This is a genomic window from Streptomyces sp. NPDC045955 (assembly GCF_056430805.1).
Genome location: NZ_JBWKKY010000035.1, coordinates 36,518 through 57,093 on the forward strand (window position 1 = coordinate 36,518; position 20,576 = coordinate 57,093).

Consider the following 20,576-nt stretch of genomic DNA (forward strand, 5'->3'; position numbering starts at 1 on the left):
ATGCCGACAGGCTGACTCAGGGCGCCCGCGGGCCAGCTTCCGCAGAGTGACGTCGGCGCCTTCGAACACCACCGTGCCGGGGGGCTGCTGAGCAGGTACGCGACCGCGTGACCGTGTGGACTCGCGCTCATGATCGCCCAAACCCTGCAGACAGTGCGCTTACCAGCGGCCACCACGTCGATCACCCGGGCCAGGACTGCGAGATGAGCCACTAGATGGTGATCACGAGCTTGCCGCGGGCCCGCCCGTCCAGCATGTGGTGGATAGCTCCGGCGACCTCGCTGAGGGGGTAAGTCCGGTCGATGGCGGGTGTGACCTTGCCGGACTCGATGAGCTCGCGAAGGGCCATCAGGTCTGCGGCGCTCTCTGATGAGATGAAGCTACCGAGCTTCTGACCGATGAACGGAGACAGCAACTGAGCCCGAAGCTGACGGTCCGTGCCGCCGAGCCATCGTCCGTCGGTCTCGCCTCCGACGATGACGAGGCGTCCCTTGGCGGTGAGGACGCGACGCAGATGTGACAGCCGGCGATTGCCTCCGGTGTCGACGATGACGTCGTAGCGGTAGGAGCCGTCGGCGAAGTCCGTTCGGTTGTAGTCGATGACATGGTCGGCCCCGAGGGCACGGACCAGATCGGTCTTCGATGTGCTGCACACGGCCGTCACTTCAGCCCCGTACGCCTTGGCGATTTGCACGGCGAAGGTGCCTACGCCTCCTGACGCGCCGACGACCAGCACCTTCTGCCCTGCTCCGACACGTCCCTGGTCGCGCACGGCTTGCAGGGCGGTGAGCCCGGACACGGGTACAGCAGCCGCCTGCTCGAAAGAGAGGTTCGCCGGCTTAGGGGCGAGATGGGCGGTTCGGGCGCGCGCATACTCGGCGAACGAGCCGTTGCGGTTGCAGATGCCGAAGACCTCGTCACCCGGCTTGATGCCGCTGACGTCGGCACCCACGGCCGCGACCGTTCCCGACAGAGAGCGGCCCGGGTTGGTGCCCTTGGGCCTGCGAAGCCCGAACCCCGCCACCCGGATGGGATGGGGCAGTCCGGCCATCATGTGCCAGGTGCCCCGGTCCACGCTGGCCGCGTGCACCTTCACTAGGACCTCGCCACGCCGCATCCCGGGCGTGTCGATCTCCGCGAGCCGGAGGATGTCCTCGGGCGCGGGCCCGTACCGGTCCTGGACGATCGCCTTCATGGTCTTCCCCTCGGCAGCCGCGGCGGCCTGCTGTGTCGGGTGGTCGAGCTGCCTGCGATGCATCGCGACGCTCCAGGTCTTCGGAATCCTTACGCCGTAAGGTTCTCCTTACACCGTAAGGTTGTCAAGGTCTAGGACAGGAGGAACCAGATGGCCCCCCGTGCCGCGCGCGATCGAGCGCCCCGCACCCCGCTCAGTCGCCAAAGAGTGCTGCACGCCGCCCTCGCCCTGGCCGACGAAGGCGGGCTCGAGGCGCTCAGCATGCGCAAGCTCGGGGAGGCGGTAGGGGTCGAGGCGATGTCGCTCTACACGCACGTGGCCAACAAGGAAGATCTCCTCGACGGCGTGATCGACCTGGTGTTCAGCGAGATCCAACTGCCGTCCGATGAAGACGACTGGAAGACGGCGATGCGCCAGAGGGCCCTCTCGGTTCGCCAGGTCCTCTCCCGTCACCGCTGGGCGATCGGTTTGATGGAGTCGCGGGCCTCACCCGGTCCAGCGACTCTGCGGCACCACGACTCCGTCATCGGATGCCTCCGCAGGGCTGGCTTCTCCGTTGCACTGACCGCGCACGCATACTCGGCCCTCGACAGTTACATCTACGGGTTCGCCCTGCAGGAGCGCAGCTTGCCGTTCGACACTCCGGGCGAGACCGCGGAGCTGGCCCAGGCCATCCTGACGCGGGTCCCGACCGACCAGTACCCGCACCTGGCCGAGCTGACAGCCGAACATGTGCTCAGTCCCAGCTACGACTACAGCGACGAGTTCACCTTCGGGCTCGACTTGATCCTCGACGGACTCGAGAGGATGAGCGCACAGAGCTAAGGGCTTTTCGGGAAACAAGTCGTGGCTTCCGACTGCGGGGATCGTTGTTCTGGTACGGGGAGACCGGAGGGGATCGAGGCCGTCCTGGCTGCGAAGCTCCAGGTGTTGTTGCCGCATCCGGACGAGCGTCCGAGTCGGCTGACCATAGGGGCGGAAGCGCTGTCGCTGGGGCATGGCGGGATCAGGCTCGTCGCCGCTGCGGCCGGGGTCCGGGAAGGCACAGTCTCGCGCGGGGTGGCTGAACTGGAGGCTGGCCAGGCCCCGTTGGGGCGGGTCCGTCGTCCTGGTGGAGGCCGGAAGAAGGCTACCGAGTGTGTGGCCTGTGGGGGTGTCTCAGCCCCAAGGTGTCCCAGGCGGCGCAGCTCCCCCCTTAGATGAGACGTGACGGGCGGCGCGGCCACGTGCCTCGAAGTACGCGTCAGCTGACCCGAAGACCGACCGCCAGCGTCAGTTCAAGGACCCGGTGTGGCGATGCGAGATCCGGAAACAGCTCCCGCAGCTGCGACATCCGGTACCGGACGGTCTGGGGATGGACGAACAACGCCGCCGCCACCTCGTCCCGCCTGCCCTGGTGCAGCAGCCACGCCCGCAACGTCTCCTCCAGCCGCCGCGCGGTTGCGACAGGCAAGGTCCGCAACGGTGCGAGGGCTCGGGCACGCAGGTCTGCGAACGCGTCCACGTCGGCGCTCAGCACCAGCTCGGGCAGGTGGTCCTCGGTGTCGCGAATATCAGAGTTGAGGGAGCGCGCGCGTACGGCTCGTGCGTACGAGGCGGACGCACGAGTCCATGGCCGGGCCGGGCCGACCACGGCGGTGCGGTCGGTCAGCTGCCGCAGGAGATGTGATCGGTCGGCGTCGGGGACGAGCAGCACACCGGTGGCGTCCGGCAGATCGTCGAGGACGAGGGTGCTCGGGTCGAGCGCGCGGTAGGCAGGCCGGGCCTGGGCGGCGGGCAGCAGGACCGCGGTCAGCGAAACCGGAGGCTGCCACCGGGCCCGTTGAGCAGAGGCCAGCAGCACGTCCGGGCTCGCGCCGGCGAGGAGGTCGCGGGCCAGGTGTTCCAGGTGGCGCTCGTGGGCCCGGCCCCGGGCGGCCAGTTCGTCGGCGTGGCCCGCGGCGCTCGCGGCGGAGAGCTCGTCGATGTAGGCGAAGGTCAGCTCGGCGAACTTGGCGACCTCAGCGGCGGGCAGACCTGCGGATACGGCGCCAGCGGCCAGGCATCGCCAGGCCACGCGGGCGCCGACGCGGTAGGCGCTGAGCAGGGCGTCCATCGAGCGGCCGTCGCGTACCTCGCCGCGGCCCAGTTCGTAGGCTGCGTCACCGCCGCCGCCGCCCGTGGCGTTGCCGCTCGCGAGGTCCAGGTAGTGCCCCAGGGCGGTGCGGACGGCACGGCGGATGGTGCCGCCCATGCTGCCCGAAAGGGCGTTGGCGTAGGGAGGGACTTCGTCGATGATCGCCTGGACGACCTCGTCGGCGGTGGTCTTCAGCGCGGCCCGCAGTGCGGTGACCGTCCTCTCGTCCAGGGCCAGTTCGCTGGCCCTCTGGATTGCATGACTCATGTTTTTGTTCCCTGCGAACAATTCAGGCGACCTGATTCACATCCTGCGGTCAGGACTTTACGCCCTGAGGTACAGCAAGCTGGAGTCATGACGAGTACAGCCCTCCGCAGCAGGGCGTGGAAACTGCTGGAGATGGTCACGACGCCGCTGCTGCCGTCGGACTACCTCGACCTGGTCAGCCCGCTGCGTGCGGGTGCTGACCTGCGTGGGCGCATCGAGGCCGTGCACCCCGAGACGGGTGACGCCGCGACCATCGTGATCAGGCCGGGACGGGGCTGGCGCGGCCACACGGCCGGTCAGTACGTGCGGATCGGCGTCGACGTCGACGGGGTGCGCCTGTGGCGTGCCTACTCCATCACCTCGCCGACAAACCGCCGGGACGGCCGCGTCACGATCACCGTGAAGGCGATCCCGGACGGCAAGGTCAGCAACCACCTGGTCCGCAGGGCGAAACCGGGCACGCTGATCCAGCTCGACCAGCCGACCGGTGACTTCGTGCTGCCGCAGGCCAAGCCCGCCAAGGTGCTCTACCTGACGGCCGGCAGCGGCATCACGCCCGTGATGGGCATGCTGCGCGACACCGAGTTCGACGACGTCGTCATGGTCCACTGCGCGCCACGGCCGCAAGACGTGATCTTCCGCAGCGAACTGCACGCCCTGACAGCGGACAAGAAGCTGCAGCTCACCGAGGTGCACACCGACACAGACGGCATGCTCGACATCGCCCGTCTCGACGAACTCGTGCCCGACTGGGCCGAGCGCGAGACCTGGGCCTGCGGACCCGCGGGCCTGCTCGACGCCGCCGAAGAGCACTGGACCGAGCACGGCGTCCCAGAGCGCCTGCACACCGAACGCTTCCGCCCCAGCATCGTCGTCGCCGGCGACGGCGGCGAGGTCACGTTCAGCGCCACCGGCAAGACCGTCGACGCGGACGGCGCCACGCCGTTGCTGGACATCGGCGAGGAGGCCGGCGTGCTCATGCCCTCCGGGTGCCGCATGGGCATCTGCTTCGGCTGCATCACGCCGCTCAAGGCGGGCGCCGTCCGCGACCTGCGCACCGGCGAGATCACCGAGGCCGAGCCGGGCGTCCTCATCCAGACCTGCGTGTCCGCCGCGGCGGGCCCCTGCGACATCGAACGGTAGGAGCACCTTGACCGCCATCGACCCCACCGCCCACCTGACCGCGGAGCAGATCGAGGAGCTCGGCCGCGAGCTGGACGCGATCCGCGACGAGGTGATCGCCAGCCGCGGCGAGAAAGACGCCGCCTACATCCGCAAGGTCATCTCGGCGCAGCGCAAGCTCGAGCTGGTCAGCAGGGGCGTGCTGCTGTTCTCGCTCTTCCCGCCCGCGTGGCTGATCGGCACCGCCGGTCTGTCGGTGGCGAAGATCATGGACAACATGGAGATCGGCCACAACATCCTGCACGGCCAGTGGGACTGGATGCGAGACCCGAAGATCCACTCCACCGCCTGGGAGTGGGACCACGTCTCGCCGGCCGACCAGTGGAAGCACTCGCACAACGAGCTGCACCACACGTACACCAACGTGATCGGCAAGGACAACGACCTCGGCTACGGCATCATGCGCGTCGACGAGGACCAGAAGTGGCACCCTTTCCACCTCGGCCAGCCGCTGTGGAACTTCCTCAACGCCTGCTTCTTCGAGTACGGCATCGCAGCGTACGACCTGGAGCTCGGCAAGAACCTGCACAAGCGCCGCCGCAGGAACCCGGAGTTCCGCGCGCGGGCCAAGGCCGTGGGCCGCAAGATCCGCAAGCAGGTGCTCAAGGACTACGTGCTCCACCCGCTGCTGTCGGGCCCGTCGTTCCTCCCCACGCTCGCCGCCACGTTCACCGCGAACCTGGTCCGCAACATCTGGTCCCACTCGGTGATCATGTGCGGGCACTTCCCCGAGGGCGTGCAGGTCTTCGAGCGCCGGTCGATCAAGGGCGAGACGCGCGGCCAGTGGTACCTGCGCCAGATGATGGGCTCGGCGAACATCAGCGGCAGCAAGGCCATGCACTTCATGACCGGCAACCTGTCGCACCAGATCGAGCACCACCTGTTCCCGGACCTGCCGAGCAACCGGTACGCCGAGGTCGCGGTGAAGGTGCGCGCGCTGTTCGAAAAGTACGAGCTGGAGTACGTCACCGGCCCGCTGCCCAAGCAGGTGTTCTCCGCGTGGCGCAAGGTCTTCCGGCTCTCGCTGCCGAACAAGAAGCCCAAGGTCAAGACGCAGGACCGCGAGCAGGAGCTCGTCGCGGCCTGATTCCCGGTATTGGTTCAGATCTTTCGGCCGTACCGGCGGCACCGCCGGGTTCGGTGAGATCCGTTGCGGACGGTGGGCAACCGCGCGATATTAGACCGTACGACACGGGATCAGGGACAGCCCGGTGTCCGGCTGCACTGCTACCTGGACGTGCGCCAGGAGCTCAACACACAGCCCCCGGCGAGGTGTTGTAGTGCGCTGACCTGCCATGGGCGGGCCGGTAGTCGGGTACGTACGCGCACTCGGTTTGCCGACGGGCGGACTGGGTGGAAGGCATGGGCTGTGACGCGGACACTGCCGGAACCGATGCTCGCCGACCCTGTGTCCGACCCTGCGCTGCTGCCGGGGTGGGCAGCTGAGCCCAAATCGAACGGCTTTCGCGCCCAGCTCGCCGTGCAGGCGGGCGAGCGGGTGGTGCTGCGCTCCAGGCAGGGAACGGAGGGTCCTGGTCGCTGTCGGCCTCACAGATGGAGGGCCGCCAGACGATCAGAACGTCACTGGGTCTCGCTCAGGTCAGCCGCATATACCGACCGGCTGACTCAGGGCGCCCGCGGCGGGCCAGCTTCCGCGGAATGACGTCGGCGTCTTCGAACACCACCGCAGGGCGCGGTAGGCCGCCGGGTTGGTCGATGCGGCGCCGGCCCCGGGTGCGCACCGCAATGCGCGGCGGTGCGCGCCTCGTTCTTTTCTCTGTCAGCCGAACATGCGGGCCTCGGCTGCGGCGATGACCTCCTGGCGCTGCCGGTGACGTTGTTCGTACGCCCGCACCCGACGGGCCTCCTCGGAGGGAGTGTCCTGAAGCCGTGTGGTGATCCCGTGCGGTTCCATGTCGTCGTAGCCGGCCCATGGCTCGTCTTCACGTAGCCGCTCGACGGCGTCCAGGACGCCCTTGCGTTGACCGTGTGCGCGTTCGTAGCCCTCGATCACCGTCAGGTCCGCCTGGGACAGCGTTCGCAGCCGCTGCCTGATCTGCTCGGTGCTGAGCTGGCTGAACCCGTGAATCGGCAAGTCTTCCTCGCTCTTGACCGATCCCAGGACCTCCTCGCCCGCGGGAGCGGGGGCGGGCATCTCCTGGGCTGCGCCCTTGGCGCGTCGGCCACCGCGCTGGACGGCTTCACGTGTGCGGTCGGCAGTGGTCCGCATCGTCTGGGCGGTGGCCCCGGCAAGGCCCTCTTCCCGGTTCTCGCCCGAGTCGTTGGCGGACGCGACAAGGATGCGGGCCTGCTCGGCGAGGCGGTCCTGCAGAGCCTGCAGCAGTTCCTCGTCCTGGCGGCGCAGCGAGCCGAACAGTTCGGCGGTGGCCGGATCGTCCACTTGCTCGGCGACGACCTCACCGGCCCGGCAGGCCGCCAGCGCCCGCGCCGCGACCGCGTACTCGTCCTCAGTGTTCCTGAGCACCTGCCGCACGTCGGCCGGGCCGCCACCGGGCAGCATCCCCCTGACGGCTCTCGACCCGACCGTCACCGGCAGCATCGCCGTGCGCACCGCGCCCCGCGAAACCCACCGCGCCACGCCGCCTGCCATGCCGCCTGCCATGCCGAGCACCCCTTTGGGCTGCAGGTGGCGCATCTGGTTCTGGAGGCGCTGCACACTGCCCTTGACCTGCTCGGCCTGGTGCTCGAGCATCCGCCGGTGCGCTCCCGGCGGCGTGACCGCCGCATCCACTCGGAACCGGTCGATGACCGCGGCATGCGCCTGGCGCGCGTCTTCCAGCGCCGGGACGAGCTCCTGCGCCATCACTGCCATTACGGGCTCCCTGACTGAAGGCTTGGGGCGGCGGTCCGCCGCACGGGAAGCGGCTGCCCCACCCACGACATCCAGGGTGAGGGGACAACCGGCACCATCCTGCGGAATCCGCGACAAGATCGCCTGGCGGGCAGGAGCCGGGCCAGTGCTGTGGATCGCCCTTCCACCCCTATGGGCCGCCTTCTGGCGATTGTCAGTGATCAGACCCCCGTTAAATCCACCCCGGCCCGGATGTCCCGCTGACCTGGGCACAGCCCTGGTCCCTGGGAGCAAGGGCCAGGGCCCACCTGCCCTGACAGGGCGATCCCAGTGATGACCAGGACGACCCCCGGATACTGCCTCCACCCAGACAGACGTCACCCGCACGGCCTACATGCTCCCGCGTCGAGCGCGCGATGCTCCCTCATTCGGCGCAGCCTGGACCAGGATGCTTCCGCCGCCCGCGTTCCCGTGATCGGCTTCATCGGGAGGCGTCATGGCTGTGATGGCTCTGCTCCTTCCGGTGGTGCTCCTGCTCATGCTGTTCGGGCTGGATGCCTTGGAGAATCTCTTGTTCCCCCGCCATCAGCGTCCCTGCCGGAGGACACACAGCCGGGGAACAGGACGGACCGCCCCTTTCACGACGAGTGAGACACCGGTTTCTGTCGGCATGACACGAGGCAGCCGTGACCGGCATCAGGTGGTGGTCGTTGAGCCCGATGACATGCGAGCACCGTGGCGCGGCCCTGGCTGGTTTTCGCGTCGGGGCAGCGCACCGGCCTCGGTGACCGCCCTGTCATGGCAGGCGGCCCCTGTTCTTCCCCCTCGAAGACCAGGGGCCGCGTCTTTTTCGCCCGGGAAGGATGAGGACATGGCCGCCGACCTGCGCTGTGACGACGCCCTGCTTCTCATTGACGACCAGCAGATCCCGGTCGGGGCGAACTTGGGCCTGTTCCTGCCGGATAAAGGCTTGTGGGGCGGTGTCCTGCGCCGCGTGCCGGAATGGGTGGCGGGCGCTGTGAAAAACGCCGATGAGGTTCGCCTGCGCTTGTCGTCCGGGCACGAGCGTCGGATCCGTCCTCTTGCCGCCCCAGGCGACGAGACGTCCGTGCTGTTCATGGGGAAGGCACCGCGCCGTTTAGGTGTGCAGCTGCCGAACGGAACGTGACACTGCTGGGTCGGGCCGTGGCTGTGGGTGGGTACCCGCGACGCAGGCGTGGCTCCCTGGCGTTTCTCCTACTCCAGCGCCCAGGTGGTCAACGATGATCCAACCCACGGCCGCGTGGCACGGTGCCACGCCGCCCGATCGATGTGAGGGAGACCGACATGGCCACCGGAACGGTGAAGTGGTTCAACGCGGAAAAAGGCTTCGGCTTCATCGAGCAGGACGGCGGCGGACCTGATGTGTTCGTCCACTACTCGGCCATTGCCGGCGGCGGCTACCGAGAGCTGCAAGAGGGCCAGAAGGTCCACTTCGACGTCACTCAGGGGAACAAGGGGCCGCAGGCCGAGAACGTCACGCCGGCCTGAGCGAAGCAGCCCGCGGCAAAGGCGTCCTCCCGGGTTCCCGGAGCGGGGTGTAGAACCGCGCGCGTTCCCTTCTCCCGCTCCCATGGTCGGCCTACCAATGGGTTCCACACCTCGACCAGTGCGCAGACCGTCCCGGACCTGCAGGACAGGGCACCTCCTCCTTCGGCTCAGCCAGGCGACCGAGGGCAGGCCGTAGGCAGCGGTGCCGGCGGGCCGGTGGTCAGGGCGTATCGCCGGAGTAGTAGAAGCGGCAGCTGACGCCGGGGCCGGGGATGCGGGGCTCGCCGGGGCGCGGGTCGTACAGGCCGCGGCCGCCGGGCCATCGCCACAGCTCGGTGGTCAGGGCGACACCGTCGTCGACCTCCTCGGTCCGCCACCCGTGGATGTCCACCAGCAGGCCGTCCAGCGGCCGGCCGACCGGTTCGGCGTAGGTCCGGTGTGGGAGCGGGCCGGGGTTGGGGTCGTCGTGGTCGTAGATCCGGCCGCGCAGCAGCAGCTCATCGCCGCTGTCCATGCCCTCCAGCCTCGCGGCCACCACCGACAACGAGGGCTTGCCCAGGCGGCTCTGGGCAAGCCCTCGAGCTGCCAGGGGTGGCTTGCCCGGGTCAGCTGCGCCAGCGTCCGAGCCAGCCGCCGGCCTTCAAGGCCTGCGCCGCCTCCGCCTCCTGGCGCTCCTGCTCCTGGCGCTCGCGTTCGGCCTGTTCCGCCTGCCGCTCCGTCCACCGCTCGCCCCCCGTGGGGGGTTGTGGATCAGCTCGAAGCGGTCCTCCTGGGCATCCAAGGCCCTGTGGATCGACCAGGAGACACTTTCGGCCCGCTTCTCCGGCGGCCACGCTGTCCCAAGACGACGGGTGGGTGGTCAGCTTCGGCTTCCGGCAGCCGGTGACGACGTGCCGGGGCCGCGCGGACGGCCGGGGGCCTGTGCGTGAACGCGGGGACTGCCGACGGTGCATGGGTCGCGTCGATGCGGAGTCCAGGTGCGTGTACTGCCTGCGCCATGTGGAGCCCTTGCAGCCGGAGGCGCGACGGCGTCGTCCCGCCGTCGTTGAACAGCACGACTCCATACACCAGGCCCTGGGGCTGTCTTCACTCCCCGGGGCCCGTGGTGTGTCCGGACGTGGGTCAGATCTCCCCGGCCGCCGTGGCAGTGAGCCAGTCGGCGGTTTCGGCGGCGGTCATCAGCAGCATCTGCGTCTGGTGGGCGGTGCCGTCCTGGACGACGTGGACGCGCCTCGGGTGTCGCTGCCTGGTCCGGGATCGTCTACGTCGCGTTCGTCGTGGATGTGTACTCCCGGGCGATCGTCGGCTGGTCTGCCGCCACCAGCAAACGGTCCAAGCTCGTCCTCGACGCCCTGGACATGGCGTTGCGGCGTCGGGACCGCGCCGGAACTCCCACTGGTCCAGGGCGGGTTCACCATTCGGATGCGGGCAGCCAGTACACGTCTTTCGCGTTCGCCGCCCACCTCCTCGAGGCCGGCATCGACGCCTCGATCGAGCTCGGCCATCAGGCCGCGCGGGAGGCACGCTTTCGAGTGGCCGGCTTGTGGGCGGGGCACGCTGAGCGGCCGCGGTGGTGACGATCGGTTGACCGCTCGTTCTGGAGGCGACCGAGCCTCCGACGGTTTCGCGAAGGCAGGCCACAGTGATCAACAGACGAGACGTATTGCGGGCAGGCACCCTCAGCGCCCTCGGCGCCGGGACGGTGGCTCTGACGGCGCCACCCGGTGCGGCTGCGGCAATCGAGGCAGCAAAGTCGGTAAGCCGTAGGGACTGGGAGCGGCTGGCTGCGTCACTCTCCCCCGGCGCCACCCTCTACCGGCCGCGAAACCCGGACTACCCTCCGCTGGCGATCCCGTTCAACCACCGGTACGCCGGGATCCACCCCGCCGGAATCGTCGCCTGCGCCACCACAAGGGACGTACAGGAGGCGATCCGCTGGGCCCGCGCGGTGGGGCTGCCCGCCGTGCCTCGCACCGGACTGGGACACAACTACGCCGGCTACTCCACCACCACGGGTCTGCTGCTCAACATGAGCCGGATGAAGAGCATCGTCTCCACTCCGCAGCGGAGAGCCGCCCGCGCTCGGGCATATGGGCCGATCAAGGTCGTCCACGAGGCGGGCGCTGTCACTGTCGGGGCCGGGGTCACCAACGGCGACCTGCACCCGCTGCTCGAGGACCAGGGCATCTTCGTACCGACCGGCCGCTGCCCCTCGGTCGGAGTCGCGGGACTGGTGCTGGGCGGAGGTATCGGCTTCAGCGACAAGATGTTCGGCCTGACCTGCGACCGGCTGGTCGCCACGACCGTCGTGCTGGCGGACGGCCGGGTGGTCAAGGCCAGTGAGGATTCGGAGCCCGATCTGTTCTGGGCCTGCCGGGGCGGCGCGGGCAACAACTTCGGGGTGCACACCTCGTTCACGCTCCAGTACGAGCAGTTCCAGGGCAACGTGGGGTTCTACCAGTTCCGCTGGAGCCTGGACTCCGTACTGCCGGTGATCGCGACCACACAACAGATCGCCCAGGACACCTTGGACAACAAGCGGTTCCACTGCCGCCTCGGCATCGGCACACACGGGCGAACCCGGGACCGGATCCGCACGAACGCCAACGTCAATGTGATCGGCCAGCACTACGGAACCATCGAGGAGTTGCGGGCGATCCTCGCCCCGCTGCTTGCCATCGGCACAGCCGACGAGCGTGCCCGGAACCGCGCCGCCATCCGGGAAGTCACCCCGGCCCAGGCGACTACGCTGCTGAGCGCCACCACTCCCGTGAAGAAGTTCGCCTCCAAGTCAGGGATCCTGACCTCCCGGACACTCCTCACCGACGAGCAGATCAGCGCCGCAGCCGAGCAACTGCTCGTCTGGCCGGGCAGCGGCAACGAGGACGGAGCCGGGTTTGCGATGTTCGCGCTCGGCGGGGAGATCAACCAGGTGCCACCGAAGGCGACCGCGTTCGTGCACCGAGGCAGCGCGTTCATCTTGGCCGCCGAGACCAACTGGGCGGACTACGACCACCCCGATGTCGCCGCCGTGAATCTGCGCTGGCTCCAGGATTTCTACGACGCCATCTTTGACGGCACGCCCCCTGAGCACTCGTACCAGAATTTTCCCGATCCAGAGCTGAGGGACTGGCGCCAGGCGTACTACGGTGCGAACTACCCCCGGCTGGTCCGCGTGAAGCGTCAGTACGACCCGAGCGGCTTCTTCGACTACCCACAGGCAATCGGCTCCTGATGCTCGCCCCGGGATCGGCTTGGGGGATGCTCGATGCTCTCCCGGCGGCGGCCTCTTCGTCCCGGGGGCCCTCCCGGCTGATCTACCGGCCGAGCACCGACGCCCGGCCGGACGGCCGCAAGAGCTTCGCCTGGACCGATTACCGCGACCTGGTCCAGGCCGCGCTCCGCAGCTCGGCGGCCCGATCGTGCTGGTCTGACGGCGGCCGTGGCAAGCGGCTCTGATCCCCTTGTTGTGGTGCCGGATCCCGGGCCGGACCCGCGGACCGGCCCGGCGGCGCTGACGACGGCCCTTGCCTGCCATTCGCCCTCGCGCCACCCGGACGGGGGATGGCTCGTGCGCCACGCCGACCTCTGAGACCTGGTGGGCACCGGCCGGGTGACCTGGCAGGTCGGTTCTCCGCCCGGCCAGTCGACGACGCTCCGGTCGGCTTCGGCCTCCAGAGGGGACCGTCCATGTGCGTGCTCTGGATCAAGCTCCCGCGGCAGTCCCCCGGCTTCGAGTTGACACCCGGGATCCAGGCGACAAAAGTACTAATTGTGTACGTTCGAGTACGTTTCGTATTCGAAAATGCTTCCATTGCCTTCCCGGCCATCGGTCGATCCACCCAAGCCCCGGTTATTGCGGGCTGCCCCGCCTGCCTGCGTGCCGCAGGGAGTTGTTCCGCGATGCTGCCTCCCGCCTGCGCCCGGCGAGTCCGCGCCCACCCGGCCGGTTCTCGCTCATCCGGGAACACGAGCAACGGCCTGCCCGACCGGCCCATGGCGTGGTGATGCGGCACACGTCGGCCGTAGCGGTCGGGCCTCACGGCTCTCGCTTCACCCAGAAGGGAACAGACGCCATGGACAACACCAAAACCGACCTCTGGAAAAATCGCGTGCGCTGGGAGACCTGTCTGCAGCTGGCGCGCGAGCTGCTTCTGGTCGGCCCCGAGCCGAAGAACGAGGACCTGAAGCTGCGCTTCCTCGACGTCCTCATCGACCGGGGGCTGGCTCCCGGACAGCCGCCCGGGCGGCCGAAGGAGGTGCTGATCGTCGGGGCCGGGATTTCCGGCCTGGTAGCCGCGACGCTGCTCAAGCAGGCCGGCCACAAGGTCACGATCCTGGAGGCCAACGCCAGCCGGGTGGGCGGACGTATCAAGACCTTCCGCCGCCGGGAGGGCGAGAAACAGGGGCCGTTCACCGATCCGGCCCAGTACGCGGAGGCGGGAGCCATGCGGCTGCCCGACTTCCACCCCCTCACCCTCGCCCTGATCGACAAGCTCGGACTGAAACGCCGGCTGTTCTACAACGTCGACGTCGATCCCCGTACGGGCTTCCAGAAGGCGCCCGTGCCCCCGGTGGTCTACAAGTCCTTCACCGGTCAGGAGTGGAGGTACGGACAGGACAGCCCCGACTTCCGGGAGCCCCACAAGCGGAACAACACCTGGATCCAGATGAACTCCGTCCAGGCGCGCCGCTCCGATTACGCGGACGACCCCACGCTGATCAACGAGGGCTTCCACCTGACGGGGGACGAAGCACGGCTGACCACCAGCCAGATGATCAACGATGCTCTGGAAAAGGTCAGGGACTACTATTCCGACTCCGTGACCGGCCAGGACGGCACGCAGCAACGGGTGAACAAGCCGTTCAAGGAGTGGCTCGAAGGCTGGGCGAGGGTGGTCCACGACTTCGACGGCTGCTCGATGGGCGACTTCCTGCGCGACCACGCCGGTCTGAGCGACGAGGCCATCGAGGCCGCCGGCTCGATCGAGAACCTCACCTCGCGGCTCCACCTGTCGTTCTTCCATAGCTTCCTGGGCCGCAGCGACATCAACCCGAACGTCACCTACTGGGAGATCGAGGGCGGCACCGAGATGCTGCCCGACAAGCTCGCCGAAGGGCTTCAGGACGAGCTGGTGATGGGACACCGGATGGTCCGCCTGGAGTACTGGGACCCACGCCGGGACGGTGAGCGGCGCGAAGACGTGGGCCCGGAGCCGGGGCGCACAGTCGCGATCCACACCGAGCCCGAGGACTCCCTGAGCGGACCACCCCGGGTGTGGAGGGGTGACATGGCGATCGTCACGATCCCCTTCTCGAGCTTCCGCTTCGTCGAGGTGTCGCCGCCGTTCTCGTACAAGAAGCGGCGGGCGGTCATCGAGACGCACTACGACCAGGCGACGAAAGTACTGCTGGAGTTCTCCAAGCGGTGGTGGGAGTTCACCGAGGAGGACTGGCGCCGGGAGCTGGAGTCCGTCGATCCGGGCCTGTACGACTTCTACCAGCAGTCCGCCAAGGCCCCCGTGGAGTCCGCCGATGACCTGCCGTCCCAGCTGAGTTCACTGCCGACGGGGCTGCTCGGTGCCCACGGCAGCGTCCAGGAGCAGCTCATCGACCACAGGCAGCTCGAGTACTACCGCCAGGAGCCGCTGCGCGGGGCACCGCTTCGGCCGGCGACCAACGTGTTCGGGGGCGGTTCGACCACCGACAACCCCAACCGGTACATGTACTACCCCTCCCACCCGGTGCCAGGCAGCAGGGGCGGCGGGGTGGTCCTGGCCACCTACTCCTGGTCCGACGACGCGGCACGCTGGGACTCGATGGAGGACGCGCAACGCTACGTCCACGCCCTGCGGAACCTGCAACTGGTCCACGGCCGCCGCATCGAAGTGTTCTACACGGGTGCCGGGCAGACCCAGAGCTGGCTGCGCAACCCGTACGCCTTCGGTGAGGCCGCGATCTACACGCCGCACCAGATGACCAGCTTCCACCTGGATGCCGTCAAGCCCGAAGGGCCGGTGCACTTCGCGGGCGAGCACACCTCGCTGAAGCACGCCTGGATCGAGGGCGCCGTGGAGACGGCGGTCCGCGCAGCCATCGAGGTGCACGAGAAGGCGTCGCCTCCGTCCTACACGGTGCCCGTGGAACGCGAGGCGGGACGCGAAGCGGTGGACGAGCGACAACTCACGGAGGTGCAGGCAAAGTGACGGAGCAGCCCTCGACATGGAACGTGGCGCGGTACCTTGCCACTCGACTCGAACAGCTCGGCATCGAGCACCTGTTCGGCGTGCCCGGCAATCACCTGGGCCCGTTCCTGTCCATCATGAAGCAGCACAACCCGCAGTTGACGTGGGTGGGCACCCCGACCGAGGTCGGGGCCGGGTATGCGGCCGACGCCTATGCGCGGGCCCGCCACGCCGACGCCCCTGACGGAGGCTTCGGCGTCGGCGCCGTCGCCGTCACCTACAGCGTCGGAGCCTTCAACCTGCTCAACCCCATTGGGGGCGCCTACGTCGAATATGTGCCGCTCATCGCGATCAACGCCTGCCCGACCTACGAGCAGTGGCTGAACTACCAGGCCATCGGCCTGCTCACCTCCCACATGAGCCAGCGCCGGGAGAGCAACCTCGACGTGTACCGCCAGGTCACGGTCGACGCGCAGGTGATCTCCAACCCGGGACTGGCCCCCGTACAGATCGACAGCGCCATCGTCGCCTGCCTGTCCGAGCGCCGGCCGGTGTATCTGGAGGTCATGGAGGACGTCTGGGCCGCGGAATGCGAAGCACCCCAGGGACATCTGGCCCCCAAACAGCGCCCGTTCACCCCCAAGAACCGGACCATGCTGGCCAAGGCGGTCGCCGCCGCCGTCGACCTCGTCAAACAGAAGGGGGGAGTACAGGGCTCGCCCATCCTGTGGGCGGGCGAGGAGATCGACCGGTTCCGTCTCTCCCCGCCCCTCACGGAGCTCGTGCAGGACACGGGAATGCCGTTCTGCACGACCGTCGGAGGCAAGTCCGTGCTCTCGGAGAACACCCCGGGATTCGTCGGCGTCTACAACGGCAAGGCCAGTGATCCATACGTACGCGAGGTGTTCCAGCGGGCCAAGTGCCGCATCGGGCTGGGTACCTGGTCGACGTCGAAGAACCTCGGCGGCGAACAGGACATCGGCGACGACTGGTGCGTGGCCGCCCGCGAAGGAGTGAGCGTCGGCGCCTCCTACTACCCCGACGTCCAGCTGGAACGGTTCATCCCGGCGCTGCGCGAGGGGCTGGTGACCGAGTTCGGCCCTGGCGCCTTCGCCGCCGACTACTTCGCCCAGGCGCACGCCGAAGGGGCGCCGGTGCCAGAGAGCACGGCCGCCTACCAGGCCCAGCTCAGCGCCACCGACGTCCAGGCGGAGCTGACGTACGACAGCTTCTTCCAGCGCATCAGCCGCTTCCTCGACAGCCAGGCGACGGGCACGGGCGCCCAGGCCACCTCACCGTTCACCCTCCTGTCCGACGCGGCGTTCGCCCTTCTGGGCTCGATGAACCTGCACAGCGTCGAGCGCGCCGGATACCTGGCGCAGAACGCGTGGCTGTCCATTGGCTACTCGGTCGGCGCGGCCACCGGCGTCGCGATGGCCCGGAGGGCCGCGGGCAAACGGCCGATGGTGTTCGTCGGCGATGGCGCGTTCCAGGAGACGTGCCAGGAACTGTCCACACACACCCGGCACCGGCTGAACTCGGTGATCTTCGTGCTGGACAACGAGGGCTTCTACGGCATCGAGCAGATGCTGGTCAACCCGTGCTACTACCAGCAGAAGCCGTCCGACGGCGCCGACTTCTACAACAATCTGCACCAGTGGCACTACGACCAGCTGGCCAAGGTCTTCGGCTCGGCCAAGAGCCCGATGACCGGCATGACGGTCGCCACCCACAAGGAACTGGAATCCGTACTGAAACGCATCAGCGAGCCGAACGACCCGATCAACCAGGGACCGCTACTGGTCCAGGTCCACCTCAGCCGTCACGACTACCCCCGCGCCCTTCAGTACAAGATCAACGAGAACTGTCCCTGACGAGGCGCTGGGTCGCGGTAGTTCTACCTGACGAGTGCCGGTCCATCAGCGGGTGGCCGCCAAGCGTCGGCCGGGACGGCGATGCAACGGCGGCCACCCGCTGACTTTCAGGCTGTCCTGGCACGCCGCAGCCCGCCCGCGTCCCCTCCCGGCGGCGGCCCAGCCGCCTTGTAGGGCCGCTGCCCAGCGTCAGAGACACCTCACCCATTGCGGGTGAGGCCCCCTCGGACCCGGCCGTCCCACCATGAACACATGCCTGATGCAAACACGGCACGCACATACGAGTTCCGATCCCCGGTCCAGCCCCAGAGGACATAGCGGACACCTACCCCGAGCTGGACGCCGTGGAGATCGGCACACAGACAGCGGCCTGGCCTCTTCACGACGGTGCCCTGTCGTGCGGCTCGGCCAGGGGCAGTGTGGCGGTGATGGTGGTGCCTTTGCCTTCGACGGAGTGGACTTGGGTTGCCGCCGTGGTTGGTGATGATGGTGTGGACGATCGTCAGTCCGAGGCCGGTTCCTGGGATGGCCTGGGTGGTGGCGTTTGAGGCGCGGAAGAAGCGGGTGAACAGCCGGCGCTGTTCTGCTTCGGGAATGCCGATGCCGGTGTCGCTGACGGTGAGGGCGGCGTGGCCGTCCTGTGCGGCGGCCTGGACGCGGACCTGGCCTCCGGCCGGGGTGAACTTGATGGCGTTGGACAGCAGGTTCATCAGCACCCGGTCGACCTGGTCGCTGTCGGCTTCGCAGATGAGGGGCTGGGTGGGCAGTCGGTGTCCAGGTGGACGGAGGCCGCTTCCGCCGCGGGGCGCATGGCGTCGAGCGCTGAGCTGATGAGGTGGCGCAGGTCGACCGGTGCCGCCTTCTCCAGGAAGGCCCCCGTGAGGGCACCGGCCCCGACCAGCAGGATCAAAGCGGTCATGACACCGAACGCGAGCGTCAGCCGCCGCGCGACGCAGTCATCCTTCCACCCCGGCTTGCTGGTCACGAACGGTTCTCCTCCAGTCGCGCGGCATGGTGCGGGCTGCATCCCCGCGTTGATCAGCTATCGGTCGGGGCCAGGACGGCCCGCACCCGCTCGGTCAGCTCCCGCATCGTGAACGGCTTGGTGAGGTAGTCATCGGCCCCTGCCGAAAACCCGGCCTCCACATCCCCCTCCTGCGTGCGGGCAGTGAGCAAAACCACCCGAAGCTTCGCGGTCGCCGGATGGGCCCGCAGCTCGCGCAGGACCTCCAGGCCGCTCATCTGCGGCATCACGACATCCAGCAGCACCAGATCCGTCTTGAGTTCACGCACTGCGCGCAGGGCCGGCGGGCCGTCCGCCACGGCCGTCACCTGGTGGCCGCTCTGCGTCATCTTGATGGCCGCGAGCTCGCGGACGTCGGGATCGTCGTCCACGACCAGCACGCAGGCCACTACTCCCCCTGCCGCTGCTCGGCCTGGTAGGAGTCGACCATCCGCTTCACCGACGCCGCCCCGAACGGCTTGGCCAGCAGCTCCGTCGCCACGTCCACCACGTCATCGGCGTCCAGAACGGAGGAGACAACCAGGTGACACCTCCGGGTCCGCTCATCGGCGCGCAGCCGCCGCACCACCTCCCGGCCATCAATACCCGGCAGCAGAATGTCGATGATCACAATCTGCGGCGGATCCGCGAACGCCAGCTCCAAACCCCGCTCACCCGTGTCCGCCACACTCACCCGGCAGCCCAGAGCGGACAGATGCCGCTCCAGCAAAGCACCGACATCTCGATCGTCCTCGATCACCAGGACATGCGGAGAGACCATCACATTTCCCATCACCCGAGACCACTACTCGAACATTAGCTGTATAGCTCCATATTCATCCTGAAGCACGCAAATAGGGTATATATGCCTAAATGGTCAACGATCGAGTTCCGGATCGGCGCGTTCGTCCGGGGACTCCGATGCGCGCCTGCCGGAGCGCCGGATGGCCGAGCTGCGCACCGCTGACGGTGTGGTCGCGGTCACGTCCCGGCTCGGTTGAGCAGCGCGGTGACCCGGATGGACAGCTCGCGTGGGCTGAATGGCTTGGTGATGTAGTCGTCGGCGCCGGCCGCGAAGCCCGCTTCGATATCCGCTTCTTGAGACCGGGCGGTGATCATGATGACGGGCAGCGTGGCCGTCTCGGGCTCCGCACGCAGATCCCGGCAGACGTCCAGGCCTGACATGCCTGGCATCCGGATGTCGAGCAGGGCCAGGTCCACCGGCTGCTCACGCGCCGCCCGGAGTGCGGCAAGACCGTCTTCCACGACTGTGACCTGGTGACCGCTCTGGGCCAGCTTGAACTCCACCAGATCCCGGATGTCCGCGTCGTCATCGGCTACCAGGACATGAGCCACTACTCCTCCTGGAAAATAGGGTCATTCACTCGTTTTCAGCGCAGATACTCGTATTGACCCTATTCGTGGCATGAGGTACGGACACGGATTGGCGCCACCGGTACGGCTGGACGGGTGTTGACGCCCGCGTGTCCTTGGCCGGGCGTACGCGTTGAGCAGGAGGCACGGCGGGCGCACGCGACCCGGATCCGCCTCCCCGGCGCCGGTTGGGTCGCACACCCCCTCACCGAAGGAAACCGGCCGGTGACGAGCCCAGCCCGCGCCCGCGGCCTGCCCCCCGCGCCTTCCTGATGCGCCTGCAGGCGGTCCACGGCCTTCCCGTGTCCGAACGCGCGATGGACATGGTGCAGCTCGTCGTCAGCGAGCTTCTGACCAACGCCTGCAAATACGCACACGACCCCTGTCTGCTCGAACTGCAGCTACGCAAAGGCCGGGTGCACGTCACCGTCTGGGACAGCGACCCCACCCTGCCGGTACCCAGAACCCCGGATCCGGGCCGGATCGGCCAGCACGGACTGGAAATCGTCATGGCCGTGAGCCAGAGCTTCGAAGTGCACCGTGAACCAGTCGGCAAACGCACCATGGCCGCCATCATGCTCGCCGACGACCCCGACGGAAACGCCTCCGGCCACCAGCCCTAAACGCTCAGCCCCGCCCGAGCGGTGTGAGGCCGGGCGGAGCCGGCGGGCAAGCAGGGGCCTCGGGCTGCGCGGCGCGGGACCAGCAGTGCGCGGGTGACGGTGCCGGTGTACAGGTCGGCTGCGGCCGTTTCCGGCACTCGACCGACAGCTCGAGTTCCACGACGCCGAGTTGGCACCTCCGCCCCCGGTGTGGGTGAAGGCCGTGCGGGGAACGGCCAACGTCACGGCGTCCGTTGCTGTCGGCTGGCTCGGGGTGAAGACGCCGCTGCCGCTGGTGGCAGTAGCAGGCCCGGACCAGTAGCTCGCATTGCTTGCTGCGATAGTCTCGTTGGCGGAGGGGGGGGGGGGGGGGGGGGGGGGGGGGGGGGGGGGGGGGGGGGGGGGGGGGGGGGGGGGGGGGGGGGGGGGGGGGGGA

At 68.4% G+C, this 20,576-nt stretch carries 20 protein-coding genes and 2 pseudogenes; 13 read left to right on the forward strand and 9 right to left on the reverse strand.

Annotation, left to right across the window (positions count from 1 at the left end; genetic code table 11):
- Nucleotides 1–211: 211 nt before the first annotated feature.
- A complete protein-coding gene (locus AC07F0_RS38730) occupies nt 212–1,258 on the reverse strand; it encodes an NAD(P)-dependent alcohol dehydrogenase (RefSeq protein WP_478984913.1) in 1,047 nt (348 codons plus the stop codon).
- 87 nt (nt 1,259–1,345) lie between these two features.
- On the opposite strand from AC07F0_RS38730, the gene AC07F0_RS38735 reads away from it, so the two are divergent.
- A complete protein-coding gene (locus AC07F0_RS38735) occupies nt 1,346–2,020 on the forward strand; it encodes a TetR/AcrR family transcriptional regulator (RefSeq protein WP_478984914.1) in 675 nt (224 codons plus the stop codon).
- 72 nt (nt 2,021–2,092) lie between these two features.
- Nucleotides 2,093–2,332: pseudogene (locus AC07F0_RS38740) on the forward strand (ISAzo13 family transposase); the annotation flags it as partial.
- 106 nt (nt 2,333–2,438) lie between these two features.
- On the opposite strand, the gene AC07F0_RS38745 reads toward AC07F0_RS38740, so the two are convergent.
- Complete coding sequence (locus AC07F0_RS38745) at nt 2,439–3,578, reverse strand: PucR family transcriptional regulator (protein ID WP_478984915.1); 1,140 nt, start codon at nt 3,576–3,578, stop codon at nt 2,439–2,441.
- 87 nt (nt 3,579–3,665) lie between these two features.
- On the opposite strand from AC07F0_RS38745, the gene AC07F0_RS38750 reads away from it, so the two are divergent.
- The 3 genes from AC07F0_RS38750 (at nt 3,666) to AC07F0_RS38760 (ending at nt 6,423) form a co-directional block, all read left to right on the forward strand.
- Nucleotides 3,666–4,721, forward strand: coding sequence for a ferredoxin reductase (locus AC07F0_RS38750; RefSeq protein WP_478984917.1), 1,056 nt, complete (start codon nt 3,666–3,668; stop codon nt 4,719–4,721).
- 7 nt (nt 4,722–4,728) lie between these two features.
- Entirely contained in the window at nt 4,729–5,847 is a 1,119-nt protein-coding gene (locus tag AC07F0_RS38755) for a fatty acid desaturase family protein (protein ID WP_478984919.1), read from the forward strand.
- A gap of 72 nt (nt 5,848–5,919) precedes the next feature.
- On the forward strand, nt 5,920–6,423 hold the full coding sequence (locus tag AC07F0_RS38760) for a DUF6207 family protein (RefSeq protein ID WP_478984922.1): 504 nt from the start codon (nt 5,920–5,922) through the stop codon (nt 6,421–6,423).
- 117 nt (nt 6,424–6,540) lie between these two features.
- Here the strand turns inward: AC07F0_RS38760 and AC07F0_RS38765 are convergent, their stop codons facing one another.
- Nucleotides 6,541–7,593, reverse strand: a complete 1,053-nt coding sequence (locus tag AC07F0_RS38765; RefSeq protein ID WP_478984946.1) for a hypothetical protein — start codon at nt 7,591–7,593, stop codon at nt 6,541–6,543.
- An 850-nt stretch (nt 7,594–8,443) separates the two neighbouring features.
- Between AC07F0_RS38765 and AC07F0_RS38770 the strand changes: the two genes are divergently transcribed.
- Nucleotides 8,444–8,740, forward strand: a complete 297-nt coding sequence (locus AC07F0_RS38770; protein ID WP_478984924.1) for a hypothetical protein — start codon at nt 8,444–8,446, stop codon at nt 8,738–8,740.
- 158 nt (nt 8,741–8,898) lie between these two features.
- Nucleotides 8,899–9,102 (forward strand): cold-shock protein, encoded by a 204-nt coding sequence (locus AC07F0_RS38775; protein WP_399170990.1) that lies wholly within the window; start codon nt 8,899–8,901, stop codon nt 9,100–9,102.
- Nucleotides 9,103–9,322: 220 nt separating this feature from the next.
- On the opposite strand, the gene AC07F0_RS38780 is transcribed toward AC07F0_RS38775, so the two are convergent.
- On the reverse strand, nt 9,323–9,616 hold the full coding sequence (locus AC07F0_RS38780) for a hypothetical protein (RefSeq protein ID WP_478984926.1): 294 nt from the start codon (nt 9,614–9,616) through the stop codon (nt 9,323–9,325).
- A 739-nt stretch (nt 9,617–10,355) separates the two neighbouring features.
- On the opposite strand from AC07F0_RS38780, the pseudogene AC07F0_RS38785 reads away from it, so the two are divergent.
- From AC07F0_RS38785 to AC07F0_RS38805, 5 genes and pseudogenes are all read left to right on the forward strand, one after another.
- A pseudogene (locus AC07F0_RS38785) lies at nt 10,356–10,679 on the forward strand (DDE-type integrase/transposase/recombinase); the annotation flags it as partial.
- A gap of 65 nt (nt 10,680–10,744) precedes the next feature.
- Nucleotides 10,745–12,337 (forward strand): FAD-binding oxidoreductase, encoded by a 1,593-nt coding sequence (locus tag AC07F0_RS38790; RefSeq protein WP_478984928.1) that lies wholly within the window; start codon nt 10,745–10,747, stop codon nt 12,335–12,337.
- Nucleotides 12,338–12,363: 26 nt separating this feature from the next.
- The gene (locus AC07F0_RS38795; RefSeq protein WP_478984947.1) at nt 12,364–12,561 is read left to right on the forward strand and encodes a hypothetical protein; all 198 of its coding nucleotides are present in this window, start codon (nt 12,364–12,366) and stop codon (nt 12,559–12,561) included.
- A 617-nt stretch (nt 12,562–13,178) separates the two neighbouring features.
- Entirely contained in the window at nt 13,179–15,308 is a 2,130-nt protein-coding gene (locus AC07F0_RS38800; RefSeq protein ID WP_478984930.1) for a flavin monoamine oxidase family protein, read from the forward strand.
- Nucleotides 15,305–17,161: an alpha-keto acid decarboxylase family protein gene (locus AC07F0_RS38805; RefSeq protein ID WP_478984932.1), complete on the forward strand. Its 1,857-nt coding sequence runs from the start codon at nt 15,305–15,307 to the stop codon at nt 17,159–17,161. The genes AC07F0_RS38800 and AC07F0_RS38805 overlap by 4 nt, the downstream gene beginning before the upstream one ends.
- 200 nt (nt 17,162–17,361) lie before the next feature.
- Here the strand turns inward: AC07F0_RS38805 and AC07F0_RS38810 are convergent, their stop codons facing one another.
- From AC07F0_RS38810 to AC07F0_RS38830, 5 genes are all read right to left on the reverse strand, one after another.
- Nucleotides 17,362–17,871: a sensor histidine kinase gene (locus tag AC07F0_RS38810; protein ID WP_478984943.1), complete on the reverse strand. Its 510-nt coding sequence runs from the start codon at nt 17,869–17,871 to the stop codon at nt 17,362–17,364.
- Entirely contained in the window at nt 17,871–18,146 is a 276-nt protein-coding gene (locus tag AC07F0_RS38815; RefSeq protein ID WP_478984933.1) for a hypothetical protein, read from the reverse strand. Before AC07F0_RS38815 ends, AC07F0_RS38810 begins: the two co-directional genes overlap by 1 nt.
- A 53-nt stretch (nt 18,147–18,199) precedes the next feature.
- Nucleotides 18,200–18,565, reverse strand: a complete 366-nt coding sequence (locus AC07F0_RS38820; protein ID WP_478984935.1) for a response regulator transcription factor — start codon at nt 18,563–18,565, stop codon at nt 18,200–18,202.
- 8 nt (nt 18,566–18,573) lie between these two features.
- Complete coding sequence (locus AC07F0_RS38825) at nt 18,574–18,924, reverse strand: response regulator (RefSeq protein WP_478984936.1); 351 nt, start codon at nt 18,922–18,924, stop codon at nt 18,574–18,576.
- A gap of 221 nt (nt 18,925–19,145) precedes the next feature.
- On the reverse strand, nt 19,146–19,520 hold the full coding sequence (locus AC07F0_RS38830; protein WP_478984938.1) for a response regulator transcription factor: 375 nt from the start codon (nt 19,518–19,520) through the stop codon (nt 19,146–19,148).
- 206 nt (nt 19,521–19,726) lie between these two features.
- Here AC07F0_RS38830 and AC07F0_RS38835 point away from each other — a divergent pair, with 206 nt between their 5' ends.
- The gene (locus AC07F0_RS38835; protein ID WP_478984940.1) at nt 19,727–20,161 is read left to right on the forward strand and encodes an ATP-binding protein; all 435 of its coding nucleotides are present in this window, start codon (nt 19,727–19,729) and stop codon (nt 20,159–20,161) included.
- Nucleotides 20,162–20,576 lie beyond the last annotated feature (415 nt).

Coding starts and splice junctions, on each gene's coding strand:
- AC07F0_RS38730 (WP_478984913.1), bottom strand. CDS start 1,258: ATGCATCGCAGGCAGCTCGACCACCCGACACAGCAGGCCGCCGCGGCT.
- AC07F0_RS38735 (WP_478984914.1), top strand. CDS start 1,346: ATGGCCCCCCGTGCCGCGCGCGATCGAGCGCCCCGCACCCCGCTCAGT.
- AC07F0_RS38745 (WP_478984915.1), bottom strand. CDS start 3,578: ATGAGTCATGCAATCCAGAGGGCCAGCGAACTGGCCCTGGACGAGAGG.
- AC07F0_RS38750 (WP_478984917.1), top strand. CDS start 3,666: ATGACGAGTACAGCCCTCCGCAGCAGGGCGTGGAAACTGCTGGAGATG.
- AC07F0_RS38765 (WP_478984946.1), bottom strand. CDS start 7,593: ATGGCAGTGATGGCGCAGGAGCTCGTCCCGGCGCTGGAAGACGCGCGC.
- AC07F0_RS38770 (WP_478984924.1), top strand. CDS start 8,444: ATGGCCGCCGACCTGCGCTGTGACGACGCCCTGCTTCTCATTGACGAC.
- AC07F0_RS38775 (WP_399170990.1), top strand. CDS start 8,899: ATGGCCACCGGAACGGTGAAGTGGTTCAACGCGGAAAAAGGCTTCGGC.
- AC07F0_RS38780 (WP_478984926.1), bottom strand. CDS start 9,616: ATGGACAGCGGCGATGAGCTGCTGCTGCGCGGCCGGATCTACGACCAC.
- AC07F0_RS38795 (WP_478984947.1), top strand. CDS start 12,364: ATGCTCGATGCTCTCCCGGCGGCGGCCTCTTCGTCCCGGGGGCCCTCC.
- AC07F0_RS38800 (WP_478984930.1), top strand. CDS start 13,179: ATGGACAACACCAAAACCGACCTCTGGAAAAATCGCGTGCGCTGGGAG.
- AC07F0_RS38810 (WP_478984943.1), bottom strand. CDS start 17,871: ATGAACCTGCTGTCCAACGCCATCAAGTTCACCCCGGCCGGAGGCCAG.